This window comes from Butyrivibrio sp. MC2013 (genome assembly GCF_000424585.1).
In the GTDB taxonomy this organism is placed as follows: domain Bacteria; phylum Bacillota; class Clostridia; order Lachnospirales; family Lachnospiraceae; genus Butyrivibrio.
The window spans coordinates 1-24652 of record NZ_AUKE01000021.1 but is presented as its reverse complement, the minus strand read 5'-3'; the positions used below and the strand labels follow the sequence as shown (position 1 = coordinate 24652).

General features: G+C 46.2%; 21 protein-coding genes. 19 read left to right on the top strand and 2 right to left on the bottom strand.

The features are described from left to right. The first annotated feature begins 44 nt into the window (after positions 1-44). The 8 genes from G636_RS0111275 (at position 45) to G636_RS18300 (ending at position 9284) form a co-directional block, all read left to right on the top strand. Entirely contained in the window at positions 45-743 is a 699-nt protein-coding gene (locus G636_RS0111275) for a DUF975 family protein (protein ID WP_026508146.1), read from the top strand. An 867-nt stretch (positions 744-1610) separates the two neighbouring features. After that, a complete protein-coding gene (locus tag G636_RS0111270) occupies positions 1611-2516 on the top strand; it encodes a sugar phosphate isomerase/epimerase family protein (protein WP_026508145.1) in 906 nt (301 codons plus the stop codon). Positions 2517-2634: 118 nt separating this feature from the next. Then, positions 2635-3792 (top strand): Gfo/Idh/MocA family protein, encoded by a 1158-nt coding sequence (locus G636_RS0111265; protein ID WP_026508144.1) that lies wholly within the window; start codon positions 2635-2637, stop codon positions 3790-3792. 21 nt (positions 3793-3813) lie between these two features. Beyond that, positions 3814-4734: an ABC transporter permease gene (locus tag G636_RS0111260; protein ID WP_026508143.1), complete on the top strand. Its 921-nt coding sequence runs from the start codon at positions 3814-3816 to the stop codon at positions 4732-4734. 13 nt (positions 4735-4747) lie between these two features. Continuing rightward, positions 4748-5617, top strand: coding sequence for a carbohydrate ABC transporter permease (locus G636_RS0111255; protein ID WP_026508142.1), 870 nt, complete (start codon positions 4748-4750; stop codon positions 5615-5617). A gap of 53 nt (positions 5618-5670) precedes the next feature. Beyond that, on the top strand, positions 5671-7350 hold the full coding sequence (locus tag G636_RS0111250; protein ID WP_026508141.1) for an extracellular solute-binding protein: 1680 nt from the start codon (positions 5671-5673) through the stop codon (positions 7348-7350). A 34-nt stretch (positions 7351-7384) separates the two neighbouring features. Continuing rightward, complete coding sequence (locus G636_RS18305) at positions 7385-8446, top strand: Gfo/Idh/MocA family protein (protein WP_081668393.1); 1062 nt, start codon at positions 7385-7387, stop codon at positions 8444-8446. Next, entirely contained in the window at positions 8385-9284 is a 900-nt protein-coding gene (locus tag G636_RS18300) for a helix-turn-helix domain-containing protein (RefSeq protein ID WP_051226937.1), read from the top strand. The genes G636_RS18305 and G636_RS18300 overlap by 62 nt, the downstream gene beginning before the upstream one ends. 7 nt (positions 9285-9291) lie before the next feature. On the opposite strand, the gene G636_RS0111235 is transcribed toward G636_RS18300, so the two are convergent. Together G636_RS0111235 and G636_RS0111230 are read right to left on the bottom strand one after the other, a co-directional pair. Beyond that, entirely contained in the window at positions 9292-9864 is a 573-nt protein-coding gene (locus tag G636_RS0111235) for a chromate transporter (protein ID WP_026508140.1), read from the bottom strand. Further along, entirely contained in the window at positions 9861-10442 is a 582-nt protein-coding gene (locus G636_RS0111230; protein ID WP_035779592.1) for a chromate transporter, read from the bottom strand. Before G636_RS0111230 ends, G636_RS0111235 begins: the two co-directional genes overlap by 4 nt. 253 nt (positions 10443-10695) lie before the next feature. On the opposite strand from G636_RS0111230, the gene G636_RS0111225 reads away from it, so the two are divergent. The 11 genes from G636_RS0111225 to G636_RS0111175 form a co-directional block, all read left to right on the top strand. Further along, entirely contained in the window at positions 10696-12168 is a 1473-nt protein-coding gene (locus tag G636_RS0111225) for a sulfatase (RefSeq protein ID WP_026508138.1), read from the top strand. 44 nt (positions 12169-12212) lie between these two features. Next, positions 12213-13094, top strand: coding sequence for a LysR family transcriptional regulator (locus tag G636_RS0111220; protein ID WP_026508137.1), 882 nt, complete (start codon positions 12213-12215; stop codon positions 13092-13094). Between the two features lie 10 nt (positions 13095-13104). Then, positions 13105-14199 (top strand): nucleotidyltransferase domain-containing protein, encoded by a 1095-nt coding sequence (locus G636_RS0111215; protein ID WP_026508136.1) that lies wholly within the window; start codon positions 13105-13107, stop codon positions 14197-14199. Positions 14200-14640: 441 nt separating this feature from the next. Further along, positions 14641-16140 (top strand): NAD-dependent dihydropyrimidine dehydrogenase subunit PreA, encoded by a 1500-nt coding sequence (preA, locus tag G636_RS0111210; RefSeq protein ID WP_051226935.1) that lies wholly within the window; start codon positions 14641-14643, stop codon positions 16138-16140. A 1-nt stretch (position 16141) separates the two neighbouring features. Then, complete coding sequence (locus tag G636_RS0111205) at positions 16142-16558, top strand: hypothetical protein (protein WP_026508134.1); 417 nt, start codon at positions 16142-16144, stop codon at positions 16556-16558. A gap of 54 nt (positions 16559-16612) precedes the next feature. Continuing rightward, the gene (locus G636_RS0111200) at positions 16613-17023 is read left to right on the top strand and encodes an ATP-binding protein (RefSeq protein WP_026508133.1); all 411 of its coding nucleotides are present in this window, start codon (positions 16613-16615) and stop codon (positions 17021-17023) included. Between the two features lie 34 nt (positions 17024-17057). Next, the gene (locus G636_RS0111195; protein WP_051226931.1) at positions 17058-17357 is read left to right on the top strand and encodes an STAS domain-containing protein; all 300 of its coding nucleotides are present in this window, start codon (positions 17058-17060) and stop codon (positions 17355-17357) included. Positions 17358-17488: 131 nt separating this feature from the next. Further along, on the top strand, positions 17489-19198 hold the full coding sequence (gene asnB, locus G636_RS0111190) for an asparagine synthase B (protein WP_026508131.1): 1710 nt from the start codon (positions 17489-17491) through the stop codon (positions 19196-19198). 270 nt (positions 19199-19468) lie between these two features. Then, positions 19469-21568 carry a glutamine synthetase III family protein gene (locus G636_RS0111185; RefSeq protein ID WP_026508130.1) on the top strand — a complete coding sequence of 700 codons (2100 nt, stop codon included), beginning with the start codon at positions 19469-19471 and terminating at the stop codon, positions 21566-21568. A gap of 110 nt (positions 21569-21678) precedes the next feature. Next, positions 21679-23451, top strand: a complete 1773-nt coding sequence (locus G636_RS0111180; protein WP_026508129.1) for an ammonium transporter — start codon at positions 21679-21681, stop codon at positions 23449-23451. 562 nt (positions 23452-24013) lie between these two features. After that, on the top strand, positions 24014-24652 hold a 639-nt coding region (locus tag G636_RS0111175), incomplete at its 3' end, for a reverse transcriptase domain-containing protein (protein ID WP_035779591.1).

Below are 24652 nucleotides of genomic sequence, written 5' to 3'. Positions count from 1 at the left end.
ATAACGATAAGTTAAATGACATTTAAATAAAGGAGGAAATGCTTATGTGGACTATTAAAGAGGTTAAGAGTAGAGGAAAGGCAGCTTTTAAGGCTAATTACCTCAATAGTGTAATAGCAGGTATCCTTGCAGTTTTGTTTGCGGGTACTGCAGTAGCAGGCGGAGGAAGGTCCGCGAGCAGCGCGGCGTCTGCCGGAGAATCCCTGCTCTCTGAAATGACAGTGGATCAGCTTATGATCGTAGCAGCTGCAGTTGTTGGGGCGATGACAGTTGCGTATGCTATATCTCTGGTACTCAAGATTTTTATATACAATCCTATTAAGGTAGGCTGTGCTTCTTTTTTCAAAAAGAATGTGGAGAATCCGGGACAGAAGCTTGATGTTATCCTTGAGGGCTTTAGCGATTATGGCCGTGTATTCATTACCCTGTTCTTAAAAGACCTCTTCATTTTCTTCTGGTCACTTCTCTTTGTCATCCCCGGCCTTGTAAAGAGCTATTCCTACAGAATGGTGCCTTATATTCTTAAGGATGAGCCTGAGCTGTCCGCTACCGAGGTGATCACCAGATCCCGCCAGATGATGAACGGCAATAAGGGCAAGGCATTCCTTTTTGACCTGTCTTTTATCGGATGGATCATCCTTTCAGCCATCACTCTTGATATCGTGGGTATATTATGGACTACACCTTATATGGAGAATGCCAATGCAGCTCTCTATCTTGAGCTCAAGAATAACAGAGGATAAAAACAACCAATCAATAACCTTGCTTATAAGCCGGCCACCTCATGGTGACCGGCTTTTCTGCGTCGTAAAGGCTCCGATTTCTGCGCATAAAAGTATATGTTATTAGACGTACCTTCAGAAACACGCATTTACTGCGTGTTTCGTGAGAACATGTTTCTGGCAAATAGGCCCAGCGGCCGTAGCCGCTCTCAAATGGCCTATTTGCATACATTCTTGGATGTTTTATCCAAGAATGTATGTATTATTAGATGACCGTTCAGAAACACGCATTTACTGCGTGTTTCGTGAGAACATGTTGCTGGCAAATAGGCCCAGCGGCCGTAGCCGCTCTCAAATGGCCTATTTGCATACATTCTTGGATGTCTTATCCAAGAATGTATGTTTTTTTTGGTCTGCCAAAACTGTAAATGCGCTATAGCTGAAGCTTCTTTTACAAAGTGAGCATTCACTTCAAATGGTAGTTTTTATTTAATTCTTCGATCGCAGCCTTATCAGCGCCCACGAGAAATTTGTCTGAGCAGGGCGGTGGGGATATCTAAAATCAATGACAATTATTGTACATTTCTCTTTACTCGCCCTGCGAGTTTATTTCGAGTGCGGCGCATTGATAATAAGGCTGCGGAAGAATTTAGTAAAAACCCATTTGGAGTGTCGCGAACGTGTAAAAGAAGCTTCAACTATAGCGCCTAACAAAACTTGCAGCGAGAAAAAGGTAACGTCATAAAACGCAAAGAAATAGGTGGATAGTGTGTATTTATTGCGAAATGTTTTGGGCTATCATAATTTCAGGGAGAGGTAAATGACCGGCAGGCACTTAGAGAAGGGGCGCCTTGCAGCAGGGTCTTTTACCGGAAAAGGGGGAGTTGTATGCTTGAAGATTCAGTCATTACAGGTTTTGCAGATGAGATAGCTCCTGCCCTGGACCTGCAGGTTGAGCTTTTGCATAAGCTGGGTATCAGCATGATAGAGCTTAGGGGAGCAAATGGCAAAGGCTTTGTGGATCATAGCCTGCAGGAAGCAAGGGCAGTTTGGGATTATCTTAGAGAACATGACATGGGAGTATCCGTTCTAGCATCTCCCATTGGCAAGATCGATATCCGCGAGGATACCGGCGGACATATGGAACTCCTTAGATATGCAGCAGAGCTGGCACATCTTGTGGAGACGCCATATATCAGAGTATTTAGTTTCTATATTCCCCAGGATCAGGATGCAGAGATTTACAGAGAGGAAGTGCTGGAGCGTGTAGGCAGGATGAAGGAGCTTGCAGAGCAGAGTGATGTGATCCTCCTTCATGAAAATGAGAAGGGTATCTACGGTGATAATGCAGCAAGGTGCCTGGAACTCATGGAGCATTTCTATGGAGAGCATTTTAAGGCGGTATTTGATTTTGCCAATTTCGTTCAGTGCCATCAGGATACCCTGGAAGCTTATGATATGCTCTCACCCTATATAGCGCATGTTCATATCAAGGATGCTCTATTTAAGGATGGCAGCGTTACTCCCGCAGGTATGGGCGACGGACATATCAGGGAGATACTGACCGGGCTTGAGGCAGCAGGCTATAAGGGCTATCTGTCACTGGAACCTCACCTTACGGATTTTGCAGGCTTTGCAGGCCTGGAAGCAGGAGTGAGACAGCTCCTTGATAAAGGCGAGGCGGCTGCTGATCCGGAAAACGCTGCTGCTAGAGAGGATAAACGCAGGCTAAGGGGGGATGAAGCATTTACCCTTGCTTACAAAGCCCTCATAGATCTATTGGAGCAGCTGTGATTGTCAGTAAAGCTAACGGATAAAAACTAAAAATATCAATAAATGAACTTAATAGAAAATACAGAACAAAAAATATAAAAGGCAATAGTAAATAAGGATCGAGGTAGAAAGGGCTCATATGGACAAGGTCAAAATAGGCATCATTGGAATCGGCAATATGGGAAGTGCCCATGCCAGGTCCCTTATGGAAGGCCTGGTGCCGGAGCTGTCTCTCGTGGCAGTGGCGGATATCAGAGAGATAAGGAGAGAATGGGCAGCTGAGCATCTGCCGGAGGATGTGATCATCTATGAAGATGGGGATGCACTGATAGATGACGGTGAGTGCGATGCAGTGCTCATAGCCACTCCTCACTACGAACACCCAAGGCTTACGATCAGGGCTTTGGAGCATGGACTCCACGTACTGTGCGAGAAGCCGGCAGGAGTATATACAGCGCAGGTCAGAGAGATGAACAAAGTGGCTGCATCAACGGACAGGGTATTTGCCATGATGTTCAATCAGCGTACCAATCACCTCTATCGCAAGATGAAAGAGATAGTGGACAGTGGTGATTACGGGGCTATCAAGAGGGTCAACTGGATCATCACAGACTGGTACAGGACCCAGGCCTATTACAATTCCGGAGGCTGGAGAGCGACCTGGTCGGGAGAAGGCGGGGGCGTACTTCTTAACCAGTGTCCTCACAATCTGGACCTTCTCCAGTGGATATGCGGTATGCCTGTGAGGGTCAGGGCCTTTTGCCACAATGGCAAATGGCATGACATAGAGGTGGAGGATGATGTGACAGCCTACCTGGAATTTGAAGGGGGAGCTACAGGAGTATTTGTCACCAGTACAGGAGATGCACCCGGGACCAATCGACTGGAGATCACGCTTGAAAGGGGCAGGCTCATCTGCGAAGATGACAGGCTTAGCTTCTACGAGCTTAGTGTCAATGAGAGGGATTTTTGCTATACGGCTACGGAGGGCTTTGCTAAGCCGGAGGGGGCGTACGCAGAGCTTGTCACTGACGGGGAGAATCCTCAGCATATAGGTGTCATGAAGGCTTTTGCAGCCTGCATCCTTAGGGGGGAAGCGCTGGTTGCAGACGGCACAGAAGGTATCAGAGGCCTGGAGCTGTCCAATGCCATGCACCTGTCTTCCTGGCTTGGAGAGATGGTGAGCCTTCCTATTGATGAAGAATTGTTTCTCAGTAAGCTTGACGAGCACAGAGCTTTGTCCGTGGCCAAGACTCAGATACAGGAAGCTACCTTTGACACATCTGGAACATATTAATAGCTTGTTATGGAGGTATTTATGGGGACCAAAAGAGTGGGGGGTACACTTAGAAAAGCCTGGAACTATAAATGGATCTACGTGATGCTCATACCTGTTATGGCATACTTTATCATCTTCAGGTATATACCTATGTACGGCATCACCATTGCCTTTAAGGATTACAACATTTTCCAGGGGGTATTCGCAAGCCCCTGGGTCGGCGTCAAGGTCTTTCGCAAGATCTTTGCCAATAAGAATTTCTGGTCAGCTATAAAAAATACTTTTGTGCTGAATCTCTGCGCTCTTGCAGTGAGCTTTCCTCTTACCATCATCGTATCACTTATGCTCAATGAGATAGCAGGAGTGAAATTTAAGAAGTTGACCCAGTCCATTCTCTATCTGCCTCATTTTATTTCATGGGTTGTTGTGGCAGGTATCGCTACCAATATGTTTGCAATGCAGGAGGGCAGCATCAATGCAGTCCTTCAGAGATTGGGAGTAGGGCCTGTGCCCTTCCTTAGCTCTAACGGCTGGTGGATATTTACCTACGTAGTCAGCAATGTATGGAAGGAGATAGGCTGGGGCACCATCATATATCTGGCGGCGCTGACGGGAGTGGATGAGACGCTCTATGAGGCTTCTTATCTGGACGGCGCCAGCAAGTTCCAGCGCCTCATATATATCACTCTTCCCAGTATCAAGTCGATCATAGTCACCATGCTGATCCTGAATATATCCAAGATGATGTCCATTGGACTGGATGCACCGCTGCTTCTTGGTAATGCCAAGGTCATGGGTGTATCTGAGGTTATCAGTACCTATACCTACAGGATTGGTATCGAAAAGGCTCAGTACAGCCAGTCTACAGCAATAGGTCTCTTCCAGTCAGTGGTCAACATTGTCATACTGCTGGCAGCAGACAGATTTGCCAAGGCCATTGGCGAAGACGGAATCATTTAACAGGGGGAGCGATATGAAAGCAAAGACACTTAAGTTTTCAGCAGGAATGTTTATCATATATATCCTGATCACAATTCTGGCATTTGCCTGCCTTTATCCTTTTCTAAATGTACTGGCCTGCTCCCTTAGCGGTTACAATCCGGTACTTTCAGGCAAGGTCACCTTTTATCCCATAGATTTTACTATAGAAGCCTACAAGATGATCCTGGGCAGAAAGACAATCTGGACAGCCATGTGGACTACCATAGAGATCACACTTATGGGTACGGCTCTAAGTCTTCTGCTCACCATACTTGCGGCCTATGCTCTTTCTATCAGGGATCTTCCCGGCAGAAAGGTCATGACAGGTCTTATCCTTTTTACCATGTATTTTGGCGGCGGTATGATCCCTACCTTCCTGGTGGTCAAGGGAGTGGGTCTATACAACACTTTGGGAGCTCTCTTTATCCCTCAGTCCATAAGCGTCTTTAACTTCATCGTCATGAGGACCTTCTTTAGGGAGCTGCCTGACAGCCTTACAGACGCAGCCAGGATAGACGGAGCTTCTTATATGACAGTACTGGTCAGGATCGTATTGCCCCTGTCCATAGCAGTCATAGCTACTATAGGCCTCTTCTATGCCGTAGGCTATTGGAATTCATACTTCGACGCACTTATCTATATACAGGATGATGCCAAATTTACCCTGCAGCTCAGACTCAGATCCCTTCTCTTTGGTAATGAGCTGGGAAGTGCAGCAGATGATGTAGGCGGCACCGTTGTCATGCCTCAGTCGCTGAAGATGGCAACAGTTGCGGTATCAACCCTGCCTATCCTGGTGGTATATCCCTGGCTTCAAAAGTATTTTGTCAAGGGTGTGATGCTGGGTTCTGTAAAGGGTTAACAAATGGAAATAATGAGACATTATATTCTCTTAAGGAAAGGAAGGAAAAAAGTATGAAAAAAAGAAGACTGATCTCCACATTTATGGCAGCAACATTGCTTGCCGGTACGCTGGCAGCTTGCGGGAGCGCCAGCGGTGCATCAGTAGGTACTGCAAAGAAGGACACTTCTGATGCCAGTATCGCTGATTCTGCAACACCTGCAGCATCGGCTGATGACAAGGCTACTGAGAGCTCCAGCGGCTATCAGACCACATTTGGCTCCAAGCACTTTGATGATGTGACTATCCAGGTAGAGCTTTGGGATAGAGAGAATTCTCCTGCAGGATCTACTATCACAGAGAACAGATGGACAGAGTATATACAGGACAAGATGAAGGAAGTAGGCATCAATGTTGAGTTTGTGCCTGTTCCCAGAGGCGATGAGGTGACTTGGCTTAGAAGCGCTATGGCTGGCGGCACAGCTCCTGATATAGTACTGACCTATACCTATTCCATAGCACAGGAATATTTTGAACAGGGCGGTGTATGGGATCTGTCAGAGTTTATAGACGGTGACGATCAGGCTCTGAATATGAAGAAGTATCTGGGCCAGGAAGTTATAGACTACGGCAGGCTCACAGGAGGAGACGAGCTCTGCGGCATTATTGCAAGGCGTGCTACCACAGCCAGGAGTAATTTCTATGTGAGAAAAGACTGGATGGACGAGCTGGGACTTAAAGAGCCTACCACTCCTGATGAGCTCTATGATTTTGTAGAGAAAATGGTAAAAGACAATCCCGATGGCAGGAATGACGTCCTGGGCTTTAGCTCATGGGATGACGGATATTTCCTGGGTGCATTCTCAAAGCTTGCTACAGATCCTACTGAATCACTTATCGCCTGCAAGCTTACCAGAGACTATTATGATGAAGGTATGAAGGAGCTTTATAAGTTCAAGAACAAGCTCTACAACAACGGTCTTATGGACATGGAATATTATGCCCGTTCAGGAGAAGACTTCACCAGCTTTATCGTAAACGGCAGATATGCTACATTTGAAGATCACGTTATCGCATCTGTAGACCTCTCCAGAGGCAGCCGCCTCCAGACACTTCAGGAAAATGATCCTGATGCAGATCTTGTATCCATAGCACCTCTTAAGAATATCTGGGATGGCAAGCAGTACAGCACCATCTATTCACCCGGCGGACTTATTGCTTTTTGCCCCAAGAGCGCAGATGCTGAGACTGTAGAAGCCTGCATGACATACCTTGACTGGCTCTGCACAGAAGAAGGCGGATTTACTATCTATCATGGTTTTGAAGATGAACATTACACCATGGAAGATGGCTGCCCTATTGTTAAGGATGCTGCTTACAACACAACAGACAAAGACTGGATCGCAGGCGACCTGTTCCTCACGGGTAATTCAGGTTACTTTGTAGATGATGAGACCTTTAGTAAGAGCGTTTCCTTCAAGTATCCCGGCTACGAGGATCATGTAGTTGCTGATTACAAGAATGCTCTTACAGGCGATTATATCAATGATATTGATGACTCACTCTATACCTCACCTTCACAGGCAGAGCTTTCTGCAGATATCAACCTGGTCAAGGAAGAGTGGATCGTTCAGCTGATCACCTGCCCTGAGGACGAGTTTGAGGCTAACTTTGAAGCTTATAAAGAAGCTCTTAAGGATGCCGGTGTTGAGACGGTTGAGGCTGAGAGAAGAGAACATTTTACTAATTCATAAATAAAAGATAATAATTCAAACTTGGAGGAATGACATGAGGAGTGCAATTGTAGGATGTGGATCTATTGCTTCTGTGCATGGACAGGCGTTAGCAAGGCTTGATGCCCATCAGCTGGTGGCGGTGGCTGATATAGATATGGCCCGGGCCGTGAAAATAGCAGATGAATACGGGGCAAGAGCTTATGATGACCTGGAAGAGATGCTTGATCGTGAAGAAATAGATGTCCTGCATATCTGCACTCCTCATTACCTTCATGTACCAATGGCTGAGCTGGCTTTAGCTCGGGGGATCCATGTATTTATGGAAAAGCCCCCTGTGATATCCATGGAGCAGTGGACAAGGCTTAAGGAGGCATATGATAAGAGGGCAGATAATGCCAGGCTGGGCTTTTGCTTTCAGAACAGATATAATGAGAATGTACTCTATGCCAAGAAAATGCTGCAAAGCGGTATCTATGGACAGCTCCTTGGGACCAGGGCATTTGTGACCTGGAGGAGAGAGGATGGTTATTATGAAGACTCTCTCTGGAGAGGACAGCTATCTACAGAGGGCGGAGGTGTGCTGATCAATCAGGCTATCCACACGCTGGATCTCATACAGTTTCTCTCAGACGAAGAGCCTATATCTATCAGGGCTGTGACTGACAGGCAGCATCTGTCTGAGGATATAGAGGTGGAGGATACCGTTGCAGCATATATCAGCTATCCCCATAGCAGGGCCTGCTTTTTTGCTACTACCTCCTATGTAAAGGATATGCCGCCCATTATAGAGCTGGAGTGCGAGAAGATCAGGATCAGACTTGAGGATACACTGCTGACTATCTACAGACCTGATGGCAGCTCTATATCCAGCAATTTTATGGTAGGTGACAGACTGGGCAAGAGTTATTGGGGCGCAGGACATCTGGCTGCTATCGGCGATTTTTACCGCTGCATTGAGGAGGATCGCCCTTACCCCATAGAGATTTATGATATTGAAAATACTGTCAGGCTGCTACTTGAAGCGTACAAGGCAGCAGGCAGGAGGGAAAGTTATGGATTTTTTACCGGGCAAGACGTTTGCGCTGATCAAAGAGGATCTTCTGTGCGAGTATAAGACCATAGAAGAACCTGTTTATTCTGCAAGTCCCGATTCCACGGAACCGGCGATCATGCACAATCACAATGGATATGAGATGCTGCTCCTTTTAGGGGGTGAGGTCAATTTTTACATAGGTGAGTATGGCCGCCGCCTTACACCGGGGCAGCTTATATGCATCAATCCCTATGATTTTCATATGTGTGAGATGATCGATGTAAATGAATATGACAGGATAGTGGTCAACATCAGCGAGCCCTTGATGAACAGTCTTAGTACGGACAAGACAGATCTGACAGATTGCTTTGTAAGAAATGGAAGATTCAACGTGATACAATTGTCGGAAGATGCAGTTGAGAGCTTCCGGCAATATTCTTTTGGGCTGATAGATGCCCTGTCCTCTGATGAATACGGCTCTGACATTATGGCGGAGACCTATGCCAGGCAGATCCTGGTCCTGGCCAACAGGCAGTCCAGTGAGGGCCATGCTGCATCTCGCAAGGAAATGAGTATCATGCCCGAACTGGTATCCGAGACCATTCGTTATATAGACAGACATCTCCAGGAGGAGTTTAGTATACAGATGCTGGCTGATCATCTGCATCACAACAGCAGCTACGTCAGCCGTTGCTTTAAACAGTTTGCAGGCATATCCCTCCAGGAGTTTATAATCAACAAAAAGATATCCCTGGCACAGCGTTATCTCAGGGATCAGGTACCTCCCTGTGATGTGTGCTTTATGGTAGGATTTCGCAATTATTCTAATTTCTCCAGGACCTTCTCCAAATATTCCGGAGTCTCACCCAAGCAGTACCAGCGCCTCCAGGCGCCGGACGTCACCCTGCCCGGGAAGTGAACAGGTTTTAAACAAGAGTAAATAGGTAAATAGCAATGCCCAGAATCCCGTTGCCCCATATTATGGCAATGGGATTTATTTTATATTTTCTTAGGATTATCAGACTTATTGCAAAGAGAATCATCTCTATAATAGTGATTGACATGGTAGAGAGGCTTACAGTTTCCTGGGGCATAAAGGCTGATGATGCAATTGATATCCCTGCTGCAATGATCAGAGCTACTACTCCCGGGCGCATACAGGACATGACATTGCGCACTGCATCCAGCTGCCTGTACCTGTAATATATAATGCCCAGAGTCATGGTGATGATGACAGGCAGGCTTATGGAAGCCAGGGTACAGATCAGTGCGCCTGCTATGCCTCCTACCCTCATTCCTACAAAGGTTGCTGCATTTATTATGATAGGTCCCGGTGTCATCTCTGCTATGGTGACCAGGTCTGCAAATTCCGATGCGCTCATGAGCTGATAGGTGTCCACTACCTGATCACTGATAAGAGGTATGGCTGCATAGCCGCCTCCTACGCTAAAGAGTCCCACCTTTAAAAAGCTAAGGAATAGAGATATGAGTTCGTTCATTTCCGGCGCTCCTTTACCACTGCATATATAGTGCCTGCTATCAGGCAGAGTATGATGATATAGACAGCCTTGACCCTGACTACTAATAAAAGGGCCAGGGATATCAGCATCAGGGATATGTGGAGGGGACTCCTTGATCTGATCAGCCTGCCTGTCAGTCCTATCACCACATCAAATATCACTGCGGCTACGCCTGCTCTCATCACTGTGAGCATCATGCTGATGGCAGGATTGTTATGGAAGAGGTCGTAAAAGCATGCGATCACTGACAATAATATGAGGGGAGGCAGGATGGCAGCGACTATTGCCGTGACTGCTCCCGGGATACCTGCCAGCCTGTAGCCCAGTAGGAGTGATGTATTTACCTGGATGGATCCCGGTGCAGACTGGGCCAGAGCGGTGATATCCAGCATCTCATCTTCCTCCAGCCAGTGATATTTTTCCACTGCCTTCTTTTTGAGGAGGCTTACGATCACAAAGCCGCCGCCAAAGGTAGATGCGCTTAGTGCAAAAACCGTGGCAAAAAGGGACGGTAGTATCTTAATCCTATTCTTGTTATCAATATCTTTATTATTCATAAGGTGTCCTTTGTGAATAATCTGCGATGATCGCATGCAAGCAAAATAGTAAAAAGCATTTTGATTTAGCAGAAATTTTTGAATGTTGACAATTCTATTTTAGTAAAGCATAATCGATTTGAAAACTATATTAACATTATCTAAATGATTGATATAACCTATCAATATGATAATTGTGGGGCTTTGCAGGATGGTGGAATAAATACCGCATTTGCTCTGCTGAAATAATTTAACATGCTATAGGAGGTCCGTCATGAAAGCTATAATGCTGCTCTTTGATTCCCTTAATCGCAGATTTCTTCCTAACTATGGCTGCGATTTTACTATTCTCCCTAATTTTCAGAGGCTGGGAGAGAGGACTACCATCTTTGATAACTTTTATGGAGGCAGTATGCCCTGTATGCCTGCCAGGAGAGAGCTTCACACCGGCCGTTACAATTTCCTGCATACAGGCTGGTCGCCCCTGCAGCCCTATGATGATTCCCTTATATCAAGGCTTTCAAGGGCTGGTATCTATACCCATATCTCCACTGATCATTATCACTACTGGGAGGTAGGCGGCAGCGGATATCTGGGCTGCTATGACAGCTGTGATATGATCAGGGGCCAGGAGGGTGATGGCTGGAAGGGCCAGGTCAGGAAGCCTGATATACCAAAGTGTGCCTATGACAAGAGTGGTCCCTTGTGGATACATGACTGGATCAACAGACAGTTTCTTACAAAGGAAGAGGATATGCCTCAGGTCAGGACCTTTTCCTGCGGACTTGATTTTATCAGGCGCAATTACCATGATGATAACTGGTTCCTTCAGATAGAGTCCTTTGATCCCCATGAGCCATTTTTTACCCAGCAGCATTACAAGGATCTCTATCCCCACGATTATCACGGTGACCATTTTGACTGGCCGGATTATGGGGTAAATCACTGCACTCCTGAGGAGACGGAGCATGCCAGGATGGAATATGCTGCCCTTATGAGTATGTGCGATCATTACCTGGGACAGCTCCTGGATCTCATGGATGCAGAGGATATGTGGAAGGATACGATGCTCATAGTCAATACAGATCATGGCTATATGCTGGGAGAGAAGGAGTGGATGGGCAAGAATATCTGCCCTCAGTATGATGAACTCATCCATACCCCCTTCTTTATCCACGATCCCAGGTCACCTCATCCGGGCGTTAGGAGGCATAGCCTGGCTCAGACTGTGGATATCCCTGCCACCATTGCGGACTATTTTGGCATAGAAGGTCCCCGTCATATGGACGGGCGCTCTCTGACACCTGTCATCAGAGAGGATGTGCCTGTAAGAGATGGCGCCCTCTTTGGCATCTTTGGAGGCCATATCAATGTGACAGATGGAGAGCACGTATATATGAGAGCTCCTGTAAATGAAGACAACCAGCCCCTTAGAGATTACACTCTTATGCCCATGCATATGTCATCTTCATATTCTCCGGATGAATTTAAAGGGGCCGAGCTTTGCAGAGACTTCTCTTTTACAGAGGGATTTCCTTTGATGAAGCTGACGCCCGGGACTGATGACAGGGCATACAGACAGGGCAGCAGGCTCTATGACCTCACAACTGACCCTGAGGAGCTGCATCCTCTTGAGGATGAGGAGCTTGAGCAGAAGATGACAGGGCTGATGATAGAGCTTATGAAGGCTAATGAAGCTCCAAAAGAGCAGTATATAAGAGTGGGATTAACTACAGCCGATGACTGATGAAGCAGTTGCATGCTTTATAATTGAACTTAGTTAGGAGAATCATGACACTTAGACATTTTCAGATATTCGCAGCTGTGGTGGATGGCAAGACCATGCACAAGGCCGCAGAGATGCTATATATTTCCCAGCCCAGTGTGAGCCAGGCTGTCAGAGAACTTGAGGAGCATTATGGTGTCAGGCTTTTTGAGAGATACAAGAAGAAGCTGATACTGACCCCGGATGGGGAGAGACTGCTGGAATACTGCAGACCCCTTTTGGCTCAGTTTGACAGCCTGGACAGAGCTATGAAGGAGAGGGATGATGGCGCCCTGATACATATCGGAGCATCAGTTTCTGTGGGCGAAGAGATACTCCTGCCGCTGATCGCGGATTTTGAAAAACAGCACCCCGGGATCAGGGCCCGGATCACTGTAAATAATACAGAATATATAGAATCGGAGCTATTAAATGGCAGGCTTGATCTGGGGCTTGTAGAGAGCAGCATTCTCAGTCAGGATTTGCTCCTTCGTCCCTTCTGCCGTGACAGGATGATGGCTGTGGCCAGCCCGGATCATCCCTTTGCAGGCAGGAGGATAGCGCCTGGAGAGCTGGAGGGACAGGACCTGATCACCAGAGAGCCTGAGTCCAGTTCCCGCAACGTACTCCTTCGTATGCTGGATGATAAAGGTATAGCTTACAATATCAAATGGTCCTGCACCAACGTCCATACCATGAAACAGGCTGCTCTTGCAGGTCAGGGCATAGCCCTCCTCTCATCTCTTGTGGTGGCTGATGATATCAGGGAAGGAAGGCTATCTGAGATAACTATCGAAGGTATGGATGGCAACAGGACCATTAATCTGGCTATCCATAAGGATAAGCATATAAACGGCGCTATTAACAGCTTTATAGATTATTGCGACAGGGAGTATCAGTCCAAATAGGGGGGAGATCATGATCCTAAGAGATTCACACAAAAAGATGATAGATGCGGTTATCAGTAAGGCAGGGAAGGACTGCCCAGGGGTACTGGATATTATAGGAGTGTATGGCTCTGCTCTGACGGGGGATGTCCATGAACACTCAGACCTTGATCTGATGATCGTGATAAATGATGATAAGGGCTATTGCCTGGCAGACTGCTTCATATTAGAGGATGAAGCGGTGGGCTATGATATTTACTGTACCGGCTGGCATATGCTGGAGGAGGATGCTCTCTGCAGACAGGCCAATATCAGCAAGCTCATGGATTCAGAGATAGTATATTGCAGGGATGATAGCGTTTTAGAGAGACTGGAAAGCCTTAGGAGCAAGGCTGCGGCTATACTATCTTCTGATGAGAGATATGAGATTGCCAGGGATATAGCCGAGGGCATCATGAAATATTCCTATACACCTGGGACCGGAATTGGCAGACTTCGCATGACTGCTGCAGAGATCATCTATAGCAGTATGGATGCAGTGATGATCTGGAATGGCAGCTATTTTCGCCGCGGCAGCAAGAGAGTATTTGAAGAGCTGGAAGCCATAAAGCTTCCTGAGGGATATATAGAGCTTGTTCATAATATCGCATCAGCAGCTTCTTCTGCAACTATTATAGAGAGCCTGGATGGGCTTACCCGGAGCCTTTATTCCTTTATAGGCATAGATGGGTCTGATGATGCCCTAAGCGTTAAGGAATGCTGCGCAGGAGAGGCTTCTTCGACCTGCGATAAAGAGCTGCCCTCTGCTTCCAATATCAGCGGCAGCTATGAAGAGAGCTTCTCCAATTGGAGAAACAAGATGCCCGGTGCGGCAGAGAGAGGAGATGTATACTCTTCATTTATGAATCTGGCCAGTTTGCAGTTCATGCTGGATGATATAGCTTCTGAAGTTGATATCCCTTCGTATGATATCATGTCAGCCTTTGATCCCGGGGACCTGTATCACAACGTCAGCGTTTTTGATAATGCACTTAAAGACTACAGAAAAGTCTATGACAGCATAGATCTTCCTGTCAGAAGCTTTGCTGATGTGGATGAGTTTATCGGAGTATACCTGGAGAAATAACATTTTACATTGACCAGCCTGGTTCCGAGTGGACAAACTAAAAGTGACATATGCGTCATAGACATTTGGCTAGTGCGCATAAAAACGGAATAAATATCATATGACATACCTGTCATATACCTTTGACTATATTGGTCAACGTTGCTTTTGCTTTCTATATTGTAGGTTAAACTCGCAAACGCTTCGCTTTTTGCTCGTTATAAAATCACTGCTGACGCAGTTCTACGGGTACGGGGCTTATAACCCCGCACCCGTAATCAAGATATTCCCACCACCTAAAGGTGGTGGGTTATCTTGATTATTTTATATATTTGGAATGATGCAAATGAGAAAGAATTTTTCATGCACACATTGAAATGTTCAGTATAGCGATTATTTTTGCACAATATATAGTCTGCGTGTTACTATATTAATGTGAGTTTTCCACAACGGAGGATTGCTATGCTGATTAACCGTGTGCTGAAACGTTCTGATATCTTATCATGTTCTCTTTGCCATGATGCTCCCTGCAGCAGTGCCTGTCCTGTCATGGACCCTGCAAGGATCCTTCGCAGCGTCTGGTTTGATAACCAGGATATTGCTGCTCTTCGCCTTCCGGCAGATAATCCCTGTTTAAATTGTGATGCACCTTGTGAGAAGGCTTGTATCCATACAGGCAAAGTCCCTGTAAAAGATGTCATGATCAGGCTGCAGTCTGAGGTGCGCCCACGCAGCGAGATAGATATTCCGGAGGATGAGGACAGGCTTGCCTGTGATATCTGTGGTCGCAGACTTGAGAACCCATTTCTTCTTTCATCATCTGTAGTAGCCTCCACCTATGATATGTGTGCAAGAGCCTTTGAGGCCGGCTGGGCAGGAGCCTGCTTTAAGACTATATGCTCTTTTGATATCCATGAAGCATCACCCAGATTCTCTGCTATCACAGGTGATAGCGGCAGTATAGTGGGCTTTAAGAATATAGAACAGCTCTCAGACCACAGCGTGGCCGAGAATATGGAGATATTCCGCAGGCTCAAGGACAGGTATCCCGGCAAGTTTATCCTGGCATCCATCATGGGACAGGATGAGGCTGAATGGGAGGAACTGGCAAGGCTCTGCGAGGAGAACGGGGCTGATGGCATAGAATTGAATTTCTCATGCCCCAATATGCAGGAGGATGGTCTGGGCTCTGATATTGGCCAGATACCTGAGCTTGTTGAGCGTTATACTGCGGCGGCCAAGAGAGGCACTACCCTTCCTGTACTGGCCAAGCTTACTCCCAATGTGGCCAATATGAGCCCTGCAGCTGAAGCTGCTCTCAGAGGAGGTGCAGATGGCCTGGCTGCCATCAATACTATTAAGAGTATAATAGGAGTCAACCCCCTGACCTTTGTGTCAGCTCCTGCTGTCAAGGGCAGATCTGCTATAGGGGGCTACAGTGGCAATGCTGTTAAGCCCATTGCCCTTAGATTTATAGCTGAGCTTGGACAAAATGAGGCTCTTAAAGGCCTTCATATCAGCGGAATGGGCGGCATTGAGACCTGGAGGGATGCTCTTGAATTTATCCTCATGGGCGCAGGCTCTATACAGATCACCACGGCTGTAATGCAGTATGGTTATCGTATTATTGATGATCTTAAGGATGGCCTTAATTACTATCTGGCACAGATGGGCATCAGGTCAGTCAGGGATATTATTGGAGCCGGTCTCGACTCGGTGAGTGATAGCACCGATGTACTTGAGAGAGACAGTATCCTTTTTCCCGGCTTTGATCATGACAAATGCAGTGGCTGCGGCCGCTGTGTTATATCCTGTATGGACGGTGGCCATCAGGCCATCAGGTTTGAGGACAGGGTGCCCAGGCTTGATGGCAGCAAATGCGTAGGCTGTCATCTGTGCATGCTGGTCTGCCCGGAGGGAGCTATTTTCCCCGCAGCTAAGAGGATAGCAGGAAGGCGCTGATATGAAATTCAAATATTGCAGGATCCAGGGCAAAGAACTTGCCGCCAATACCAGGACCGGCAAAGGAATCTTTAGCATGCTTAATCAGATGGTGACAGACGGTGTCATGGATGAAGAGGACGTGGGTCTCTTTAAAGAGATTGATGACTGGTTTGCTCAGGAGCTGCCTTGGCCTCCTCAGTGCAAGAGGCAGGAAAAAGTCATCTGCTATTTCAAGATGGAAAATTCCGATATGATGATGAAGATGATCAATCCTCTTCTCTGGCTGCTGGAAAGGTACAATCACGCATACTATGTGGTCTATACCAATTTTCCCGGTGAGATCGTATACGAGGATGACTATCAGATCGTCGTCAAGGTAGATGAGAATATAGTGGTTGAGGACCTGCAGGCTAATTGGTCTCCGGATGATAAATAGATCGTATATACTCGCACGAACTATATTATGATCGTTCTGGTGTGGAGGGATGACGTGAACAGAATAGAGATAGACGCTGTAGTAGATAATCTCCCAAAAGTAATTGATTACATCGATGAGAATCTGGATCATTATGACTGCAGTATGAAAGCCAGGACCCAGATAGATATCGCTGTGGAGGAGCTTTTTGTCAATATTGCAAACTATGCTTATCCTGAAGGTTCGGGTAAGGCCACGATCACCTTTGACTATGATGAAGAAGAGGGCGCTGTGATCATCAGCTTCATAGACAGCGGTATACCCTATGACCCTCTTTCCAGGGAGGATCCGGATGTCTCTCTGCCTGCAGAAGAGAGGCAGATAGGCGGCCTTGGTATATTTATGGTCAAGAAGAGCATGGATGATGTGAGATACGAATACGTCAATAATATGAACAAGACCAGTATTATCAAGAAGATAGGCTGATCATAAATAGTAGATGTGAAGGAGGAAGAGTAAAATGTTGAACATCAGCAAAGAGCAGAATGGTGGAGATCTTAAGGTGTCATTACACGGGAGACTGGATACCACTACATCTCCCCAGCTGGAAGAGGAACTGAAGGGCGAGCTGGATGCTACAAGCCATCTTGTATTCGATCTGTCTGCCCTTGAGTACATTTCCAGTGCAGGCCTTAGAGTACTCCTTTCCGCACAGAAGACTATGAACAAGCAAGGCGACATGCTGGTAACAGGCGTAACCCCCGAGATCATGGAGATATTTGAAGTTACCGGCTTCTCTGATATCCTGACTATTCAGTAGTTTGTGACAAAAAATAAAAAAACGATTGACAAGACTCAAAAAGAGGAATATGATTACAAACTATAAAGACGAAGGCGTCTTGGAGAGAAAAAGCTCCAAGGCGCCTTTGCGCGTTTTTAGGAGGAAGCAGTATGTGTTCCATTATTGCAGTCACAGGTAAAGATGTAAGTTTTGACAAGTTTAAAGATGCCCTTTCAAGGACTCATTCCAGAGGACCGGATGCGGCCAGGATCATAAATACGGGCAATGGTTACCTGGGTTTTAACAGACTTTCAATAATGGGACTTACCTGTGCGGGAATGCAGCCTTTTGCTTATGCAGACAAGAAGACCATCAGGCAGGAGCTGACTGCAGAAGAAAAGGAGAGAGCTATAGAGCTTGGAAAGACAGGGCCCAAAGAGCTGACCATGCTTCCTGTCACAGAAAGGACGCTTCCTGAAGGGAGCAAGATCTTATGCGTATGTAACGGCGAGATCTACGGCTTTAGAAAGATCAGAGAAGAGCTTGAGGATAAAGGTTATAGCTTTATCAGCAGTTCTGATTGTGAGATCCTGCCGGCGCTCTACCATGAATATGGTACAGAGATGTTTGCAAAGCTGGATGCCGAGTACGCTTGCGTGATCTACGATGTCGAGACTGACAGCTATATCGCAGCCAGAGATCCCATAGGTATCAGGCCTTTGTATTATGGAAGGACAGAGGAAGGCTCCTATGTATTTGCTTCTGAGCCAAAGAATATAGTAGCTCTTACTGATAAGATATATCCTTTTCCTCCGGGACATTATTTCAAGGATGGCGAATTTGTATGCTACAGGGATATGTCCAGGGTTGATGAGTTTGTAAAGGATGATATGGACAGTGTTACAGACCACATCCATGATCTCCTCGTAGAAGGAGTGGCCAAGCGTCTGGATTCCGATTCACCTGTTGCATTTCTATTATCAGGCGGACTTGATTCATCACTTGTGTGCGGCATTGCAGCATCCATGATAGATAAGCCTCTTCAGACCTGGGCCATCGGTATGGACATAGATGCCATAGATCTGAAATATGCCAGAGAGGTTGCTGACTACATTCATTCCGATCATCATGAAGTCATTATCAGTGAAAAGGATGTTGTATATGCATTAGAAGAAGTTATCAAGGCTCTTGGTACATATGATATCACAACAGTCAGAGCTTCTATGGGTATGTACCTTCTGTGTAAGGCGATCCATGAGCAGTCTGATTCCAGAGTTATCCTCACCGGCGAGATCTCAGATGAGATCTTCGGATATAAATATACTGATTTTGCTCCAAATGCCGAGGAATTCCAAAAGGAATCCGAGAAGCGCATTCGCGAGATACATATGTATGATGTGCTCAGAGCAGACCGCTGTATCAGCGCACACTCATTAGAAGCAAGAGTACCCTTTGGAGATCTGGATTTTGTAAGCTATTGCATGTCCATAGATCCTGCCATGAAGATGAACACCTACGGCAAGGGCAAATACCTTCTAAGGAAAGCCTTTGAAGCAGATGAGCTTATACCTGAGAGTATCCTTTGGAGAGAAAAGGCAGCATTTTCAGATGCTGTAGGTCATTCACTCAAGGATGATCTGGCTGCTCTTGCAGAACGCAGCTATACAGATGAAGAGTTTGAAGAGGGCATTAGTAAATATGAACATGCAAGGCCCTTTACCAAGGAATCATTATTGTACCGTGATATTTTCGAAAAATACTATCCCGGTCAGTCAGAAATGGTAGCAGATTTCTGGATGCCCAATAAGAACTGGGAAGGGTGTAATGTAAATGATCCTTCCGCAAGAGTCCTTTCTAATTACGGTGATAGTGGTATCTGATGACGTAAGGGTCAAAAGTCATTTCGATTCGAGCTTGCTCGAAATCGAATATGAACTTTTGACACCTACCTCATTTAAATATTTATCTGAGCAATGGTGCAGGGATAAATTAGATAAAACGTATATAAATGTAAAAAAAATATAACAGAGCCAGAATGAGACAAAGGCGTCTCGGAGTAAGCAGACACTCCGGGGCGCCTATCTCTTTCCCATAAAATTCTATTTTTATCAAAAAAATAATATTTTTCATGAGGCATAAGGAGGAAGAGTATGGAAAAAACAAATGTACCTGAGATTTTTGGTTCAATGGTATTTGACGACAGGGTGATGAGGGCCAGATTATCATCTGATGTTTATAATTCACTTAGAAAAACCATTGATGAAAATGTAAAATTAAATGAAGCTGTAGCAGAAGCAGTTGCAGCAGAAATGCGCGACTGGGCAATAGAAAAAGGCGCAACACATTTTACTCATTGGTTCCAGCCTCTTACAGGCGTGACAGCAGAAAAGCATGACAGCTTTATCAGTCCTTCACCCGACGGCGGCGTGATCATGGAATTCTCCGGCAAGGAACTGATCAAGGGCGAGCCTGATGCTTCATCCTTCCCTTCAGGTGGACTGAGAGCTACCTTTGAAGCAAGAGGCTATACAGCCTGGGATCCCACATCCTATGCCTTTATCAAGGATCATACACTGTGTATCCCTACAGCCTTTTGTTCCTATTCAGGTGATGCCCTGGATAAGAAGACTCCTCTTCTTAGATCCATGCAGGCACTTAACCGTCAGGCTAAGCGTATATTAAAGCTCTTTGGTACAGAAGTAAAATATGTACGTACAAGCGTAGGACCTGAACAGGAATACTTCCTGGTAGATAAGGAAATGTTCGAGAAGAGACCTGACCTTGTATATACAGGTCGTACACTCTTTGGTGCTATGCCCCCCAAGGGACAGGAGCTGGATGATCACTACTTTGGCGTGATCAAGCCAAGAGTAAGCGAGTTTATGGAAGACCTCAATAATGAGCTCTGGAAGCTGGGTATCCTGGCTAAGACTGAGCACAATGAGGTAGCACCTGCTCAGCACGAGCTGGCACCTATCTTCTCCACTACAAACGTGGCTACAGATAATAACCAGCTGACTATGGAGATCATGCAGAAGGTAGCAAGACGTCATGGTATGGTATGTTTGCTTCACGAGAAGCCTTTTGCAGGAGTAAACGGATCCGGTAAGCACAATAACTGGTCAATGGCTACAGATACAGGCGTGAACCTCTTATCTCCCGGCGAGACACCTTATGAAAATGCGCAGTTCCTCACATTCCTCTGTGCTGTTATCCAGGCTGTAGATGATTATCAGGATCTCCTGAGACTCTCTGTTGCTACAGCAGGCAATGACCACAGACTGGGAGCAAATGAGGCACCTCCGGCTATCATTTCTATATTCCTTGGTGATGAGCTTTCAGCTATCCTGGATGCTATCAAGAATGATACTCCTTATGTAGGCCGGGAGAAGGTAACCATGAAGCTGGGTGTACATGCACTTCCCAGATTTTCCAGAGATACTACAGATAGGAACCGTACATCACCTTTTGCTTTTACCGGTAACAAGTTTGAATTCCGTTCACTGGGTTCATCCAACTCCATCGCATGCTGCAATATCATGCTCAATGCTGCAGTTGCAGAGAGTCTTAAGCAGTTTGCTGACAGACTTGAAAAGGCAGAGGATTTTGAAACAGAGCTCCATGAACTGATCAAGGAGACAATCAAGGCTCATGAGAGGATCCTCTTCAACGGTAACGGCTACAGTGATGAATGGGTTAAGGAAGCCACTGAGGTCAGAGGCCTTTTAAACCTCAAGACTACAGCAGATGCTATGCCTCGTCTTCTGGATCAGAAGAATGTGGACATGCTCACTGAGCACAAGGTATTCACAGAGACAGAGCTTAATTCCAGATGTGAGATCATGCTGGAGAACTACTGCAAGACAGTAAATATCGAAGGTCTCACCATGGTAGATATGGTCAGAAAGAACTATCTGCCTGCAATTGAGCACTATCTCCACAGACTGGCAGAGACCACATCTCTTATGAAGTCAGTAAGCCCTAATGTAAAGTGCAATTATGAGATCGCTACCATGGAGCGTCTGTCAGAGCTGACAGATTACATCCTGCTCAGAGTCAGAGATCTGGAAGAGGCACTGGAGAATCTCAAGAAATACGATGACGTGCTAGAGACATCCAAGGCAATCAGAGATGATGTGCTTCCAAAGATGGAGCACCTCAGAAAGCACGTAGACGAAGCAGAGATGCTCTCCAGCGAAGAATGCTGGCCTTTCCCCAGCTATGGCAAGCTTCTCTTCTCAGTATATTAATTCTTGGCAAAAATAGAAAATAGAAAATAGCAGTCATCCCGCAGCGTTGTGGAAACCATACATTTGCAGGGATGGCTGCTTTTATTATTTCATTAAGGGAGGAAAAAAATATGACAGATCAGATTATGGAAGTGATCACTAGTCAGGTATTTGGCGTCTGGTTTTTGGCAGGCGCGGCGTTGGTATTCTGGATGCAGGCAGGTTTTGCAATGTGTGAGGCAGGCTTCACCAGGGCAAAGAATGCAGGTAATATCATCATGAAGAACCTTATGGACTTTTGTATAGGTACTGTGATGTGGTTTATCTGCGGTGCATCACTTATGCTGGGAGAAAATGTTCTGCATGGTTTTGCAGGAGCTTTATCCTTTGATGTATTTTCCAGCTATAGCGGTTTTGATTATTCCGCATTTGTATTTAACCTTGTATTCTGCGCAACCACAGCTACCATAGTGTCAGGTTCCATGGCAGAGCGTACCAAATTCTCAAGTTACTGTTTGTACTCGGCGATCATTTCAGCAATCATTTATCCTATTGAAGCACATTGGACATGGGGCGGCGGCTTCCTGGCACAGTGGGGCTTCCACGATTATGCAGGTTCTAACTGCATTCATATGGTAGGCGGTATCTGTGCTCTTATCGGTGCATGGATGCTTGGACCCCGTATTGGCAAGTTTGAAAGGGACAAAGATGGTAAAGTTACAAAAGTCAATGCTTTCCCCGGACACAACCTGGTAATCGCAGCACTTGGTGTATTCATTCTTTGGCTTGGTTGGTACGGCTTTAACGGAGCCGCTGCAACTGATATACCTACACTGGGATCTGTATTCCTTACTACCACTGTAGCACCTGCTGTAGCAACTGTTGTATGTATGTGCTTTACATGGATCAAATATGGCAAGCCTGATGTATCCATGTGTCTCAATGCATCTCTTGCAGGCCTTGTAGCTATCACAGCTCCTTGTGATGTTACTGACTGCGCAGGCGCAGCTATAATCGGCGCTGTAGCAGGTCTCCTGGTAGTACTGGGCGTATGGTTCAATGATCATGTATCTCATGTTGATGATCCGGTAGGTGCTGTTGCTGTACATATGCTCAACGGTATCTGGGGTACCATTGCAGTAGGTCTCTTTGCTACTGATACAGCTCCCGGATTTGAGCTTGCAGGAATCACTAAGGGTCTCTTCTACGGCGGTGGAGCAAGTCAGCTTATCAAGCAGCTTGGCGGTATGGGCGTGACCATCCTTTGGACTGTTGTTACTATCACTCTTACATTTACTGTTATCAAGAAGACTGTTGGACTTCGTGTATCTGAGGAAGAAGAGATCGAAGGTCTGGATTCCATGGAGCATGGCCTTGCATCTGCTTATGAAGGCTTCTCCATCGTTGATATGACAGGTGCATACCTTAGCGAAAACGAGAACACCAGCGTAGGAATCAGTGAATATGATGCAGCAAGTGACGCTGCAAAGAAGGCTTCCGTACCTGTTGTTAACTTTGCTGATCATGCTGCAGGCACCAGCCTTGAGACCGGCATGAACAAGGTAGTCATCATCACCAAGCTTTCCCGTTATGACAAGATCAAGAGAGCTCTCAATGAACTGGGCGTAACAGGTATCACAGTTACTCAGGTTACAGGCTGCGGTATCCAGAAGGGTGCTGGCAAGATGTACAGAGGCGTAGAGATGGATATGACCCTCCTTCCCAAGATCAAGCTGGAAGTAGTAGTATCCAAGATCCCTGTAGAAAGCGTTGTAGAAGCTGCCAAGAAAGCTCTCTACACCGGCAAGATAGGCGATGGCAAGATCTTCGTATATCCTGTTAGCAAGGTTATCAAGATCCGTACCGGTGAAGAAGACTTTGAAGCTCTTCAGGATGTTGAATAAAATAGTTCTTGACACCGCTTCGCGATGGAAGTATTATTCTTTTCGTGAAGCAAAGGCGCTTCGAGTAGATGCTCGAAGTGCCTTTTTATTGTGCGCCTAGCGGCGCACGTTTCTAACGGGTTAAAGTCCCGAATCCGCCTGGTAGTGGGAAGGATATAGCCGAAGGCAAGGGTGTCCGCCGCGAGGTGGAATCTGAAGGAAGCTGGATGTGGGAAACACACTAACCCACGGGCAAATCTCTGGTCTGACGAACAGAAATCTCATATGAGGTCATGCATGAGGGTAAGGCTGCAATTCAAGTCAAAGCCCAATAACTACACGGAATCATGCATGATAAATGAGACAGATGGATGGAGAGGAAGAAACGTGTGGTACCTAGGGAGGTCTGTGTGAAACGCTCTGAAAGGAGTAACCACCGTACAAGGAAACGAGGCGGTGCTGAACACGCAGAAGTCAGCAGAGGTCATAGTAGGGATATGGACATGGAAACATGGACATGCTAACCGAAGGACCGAATCAGTAGGAGTCTTAAGTATGACCGAGAAAGGAGGAATGACCGTTAATGGCAGAAAACATGGATAATAATGGCTGTTTGCAAAGAGATAGTGCGGAACACGAAGGGTATGCGAAAGCGCCTAGGTCATTCAATCGGATATGGAAAGAAAGAGACAGTGCACAGCCGAAGCTCTTGGAAGCGATACTGTATAAGGACAACTTTAACAGAGCGTATAAAAGAGTTAAGGCAAACAAGGGAGCGCCAGGTATTGATGGTATGACCATCAAAGAGGCACTTCCGTACCTTAAGGAACATCAGCAGGAGTTAATTGACCGCATATACCGCGGTAAGTATACTCCATCGCCAGTCAGGCGAGTTGAGATTCCAAAACCAGATGGTGGTGTGCGTAAGCTTGGCATACCTACCGTGATAGACCGAACACTCCAACAGGCAATAACTCAACAGTTAGTGCCAATCTATGAACCGTTGTTTGTGGACGGAAGCTACGGCTATCGTCCTAACAGAAGCGCAAAGGACGCTATACAGAAGGTAAAAGAATACGCAGAACAAGGTTACACTTTTGCAGTAGTCTTGGATTTATCAAAGTATTTCGACACCTTGAATCATGAAATCCTTATCAATCTCCTCAGAAAGAATGTGAAGGATGAACGTGTAGTTCAACTAATAAAGCGCTATCTGAAAAGT

Excerpts from the sequence above, each read along its gene's own strand:
- G636_RS0111275 (WP_026508146.1), top strand. The coding sequence starts at position 45 with ATGTGGACTATTAAAGAGGTTAAGAGTAGAGGAAAGGCAGCTTTTAAG.
- G636_RS0111270 (WP_026508145.1), top strand. The coding sequence starts at position 1,611 with ATGCTTGAAGATTCAGTCATTACAGGTTTTGCAGATGAGATAGCTCCT.
- G636_RS0111265 (WP_026508144.1), top strand. The coding sequence starts at position 2,635 with ATGGACAAGGTCAAAATAGGCATCATTGGAATCGGCAATATGGGAAGT.
- G636_RS0111260 (WP_026508143.1), top strand. The coding sequence starts at position 3,814 with ATGGGGACCAAAAGAGTGGGGGGTACACTTAGAAAAGCCTGGAACTAT.
- G636_RS0111255 (WP_026508142.1), top strand. The coding sequence starts at position 4,748 with ATGAAAGCAAAGACACTTAAGTTTTCAGCAGGAATGTTTATCATATAT.
- G636_RS0111250 (WP_026508141.1), top strand. The coding sequence starts at position 5,671 with ATGAAAAAAAGAAGACTGATCTCCACATTTATGGCAGCAACATTGCTT.
- G636_RS18305 (WP_081668393.1), top strand. The coding sequence starts at position 7,385 with ATGAGGAGTGCAATTGTAGGATGTGGATCTATTGCTTCTGTGCATGGA.
- G636_RS18300 (WP_051226937.1), top strand. The coding sequence starts at position 8,385 with ATGGATTTTTTACCGGGCAAGACGTTTGCGCTGATCAAAGAGGATCTT.
- G636_RS0111235 (WP_026508140.1), bottom strand. The coding sequence starts at position 9,864 with ATGAACGAACTCATATCTCTATTCCTTAGCTTTTTAAAGGTGGGACTC.
- G636_RS0111230 (WP_035779592.1), bottom strand. The coding sequence starts at position 10,442 with ATGAATAATAAAGATATTGATAACAAGAATAGGATTAAGATACTACCG.
- G636_RS0111225 (WP_026508138.1), top strand. The coding sequence starts at position 10,696 with ATGAAAGCTATAATGCTGCTCTTTGATTCCCTTAATCGCAGATTTCTT.
- G636_RS0111220 (WP_026508137.1), top strand. The coding sequence starts at position 12,213 with ATGACACTTAGACATTTTCAGATATTCGCAGCTGTGGTGGATGGCAAG.
- G636_RS0111215 (WP_026508136.1), top strand. The coding sequence starts at position 13,105 with ATGATCCTAAGAGATTCACACAAAAAGATGATAGATGCGGTTATCAGT.
- preA (WP_051226935.1), top strand. The coding sequence starts at position 14,641 with ATGCTGATTAACCGTGTGCTGAAACGTTCTGATATCTTATCATGTTCT.
- G636_RS0111205 (WP_026508134.1), top strand. The coding sequence starts at position 16,142 with ATGAAATTCAAATATTGCAGGATCCAGGGCAAAGAACTTGCCGCCAAT.
- G636_RS0111195 (WP_051226931.1), top strand. The coding sequence starts at position 17,058 with ATGTTGAACATCAGCAAAGAGCAGAATGGTGGAGATCTTAAGGTGTCA.
- asnB (WP_026508131.1), top strand. The coding sequence starts at position 17,489 with ATGTGTTCCATTATTGCAGTCACAGGTAAAGATGTAAGTTTTGACAAG.
- G636_RS0111185 (WP_026508130.1), top strand. The coding sequence starts at position 19,469 with ATGGAAAAAACAAATGTACCTGAGATTTTTGGTTCAATGGTATTTGAC.
- G636_RS0111180 (WP_026508129.1), top strand. The coding sequence starts at position 21,679 with ATGACAGATCAGATTATGGAAGTGATCACTAGTCAGGTATTTGGCGTC.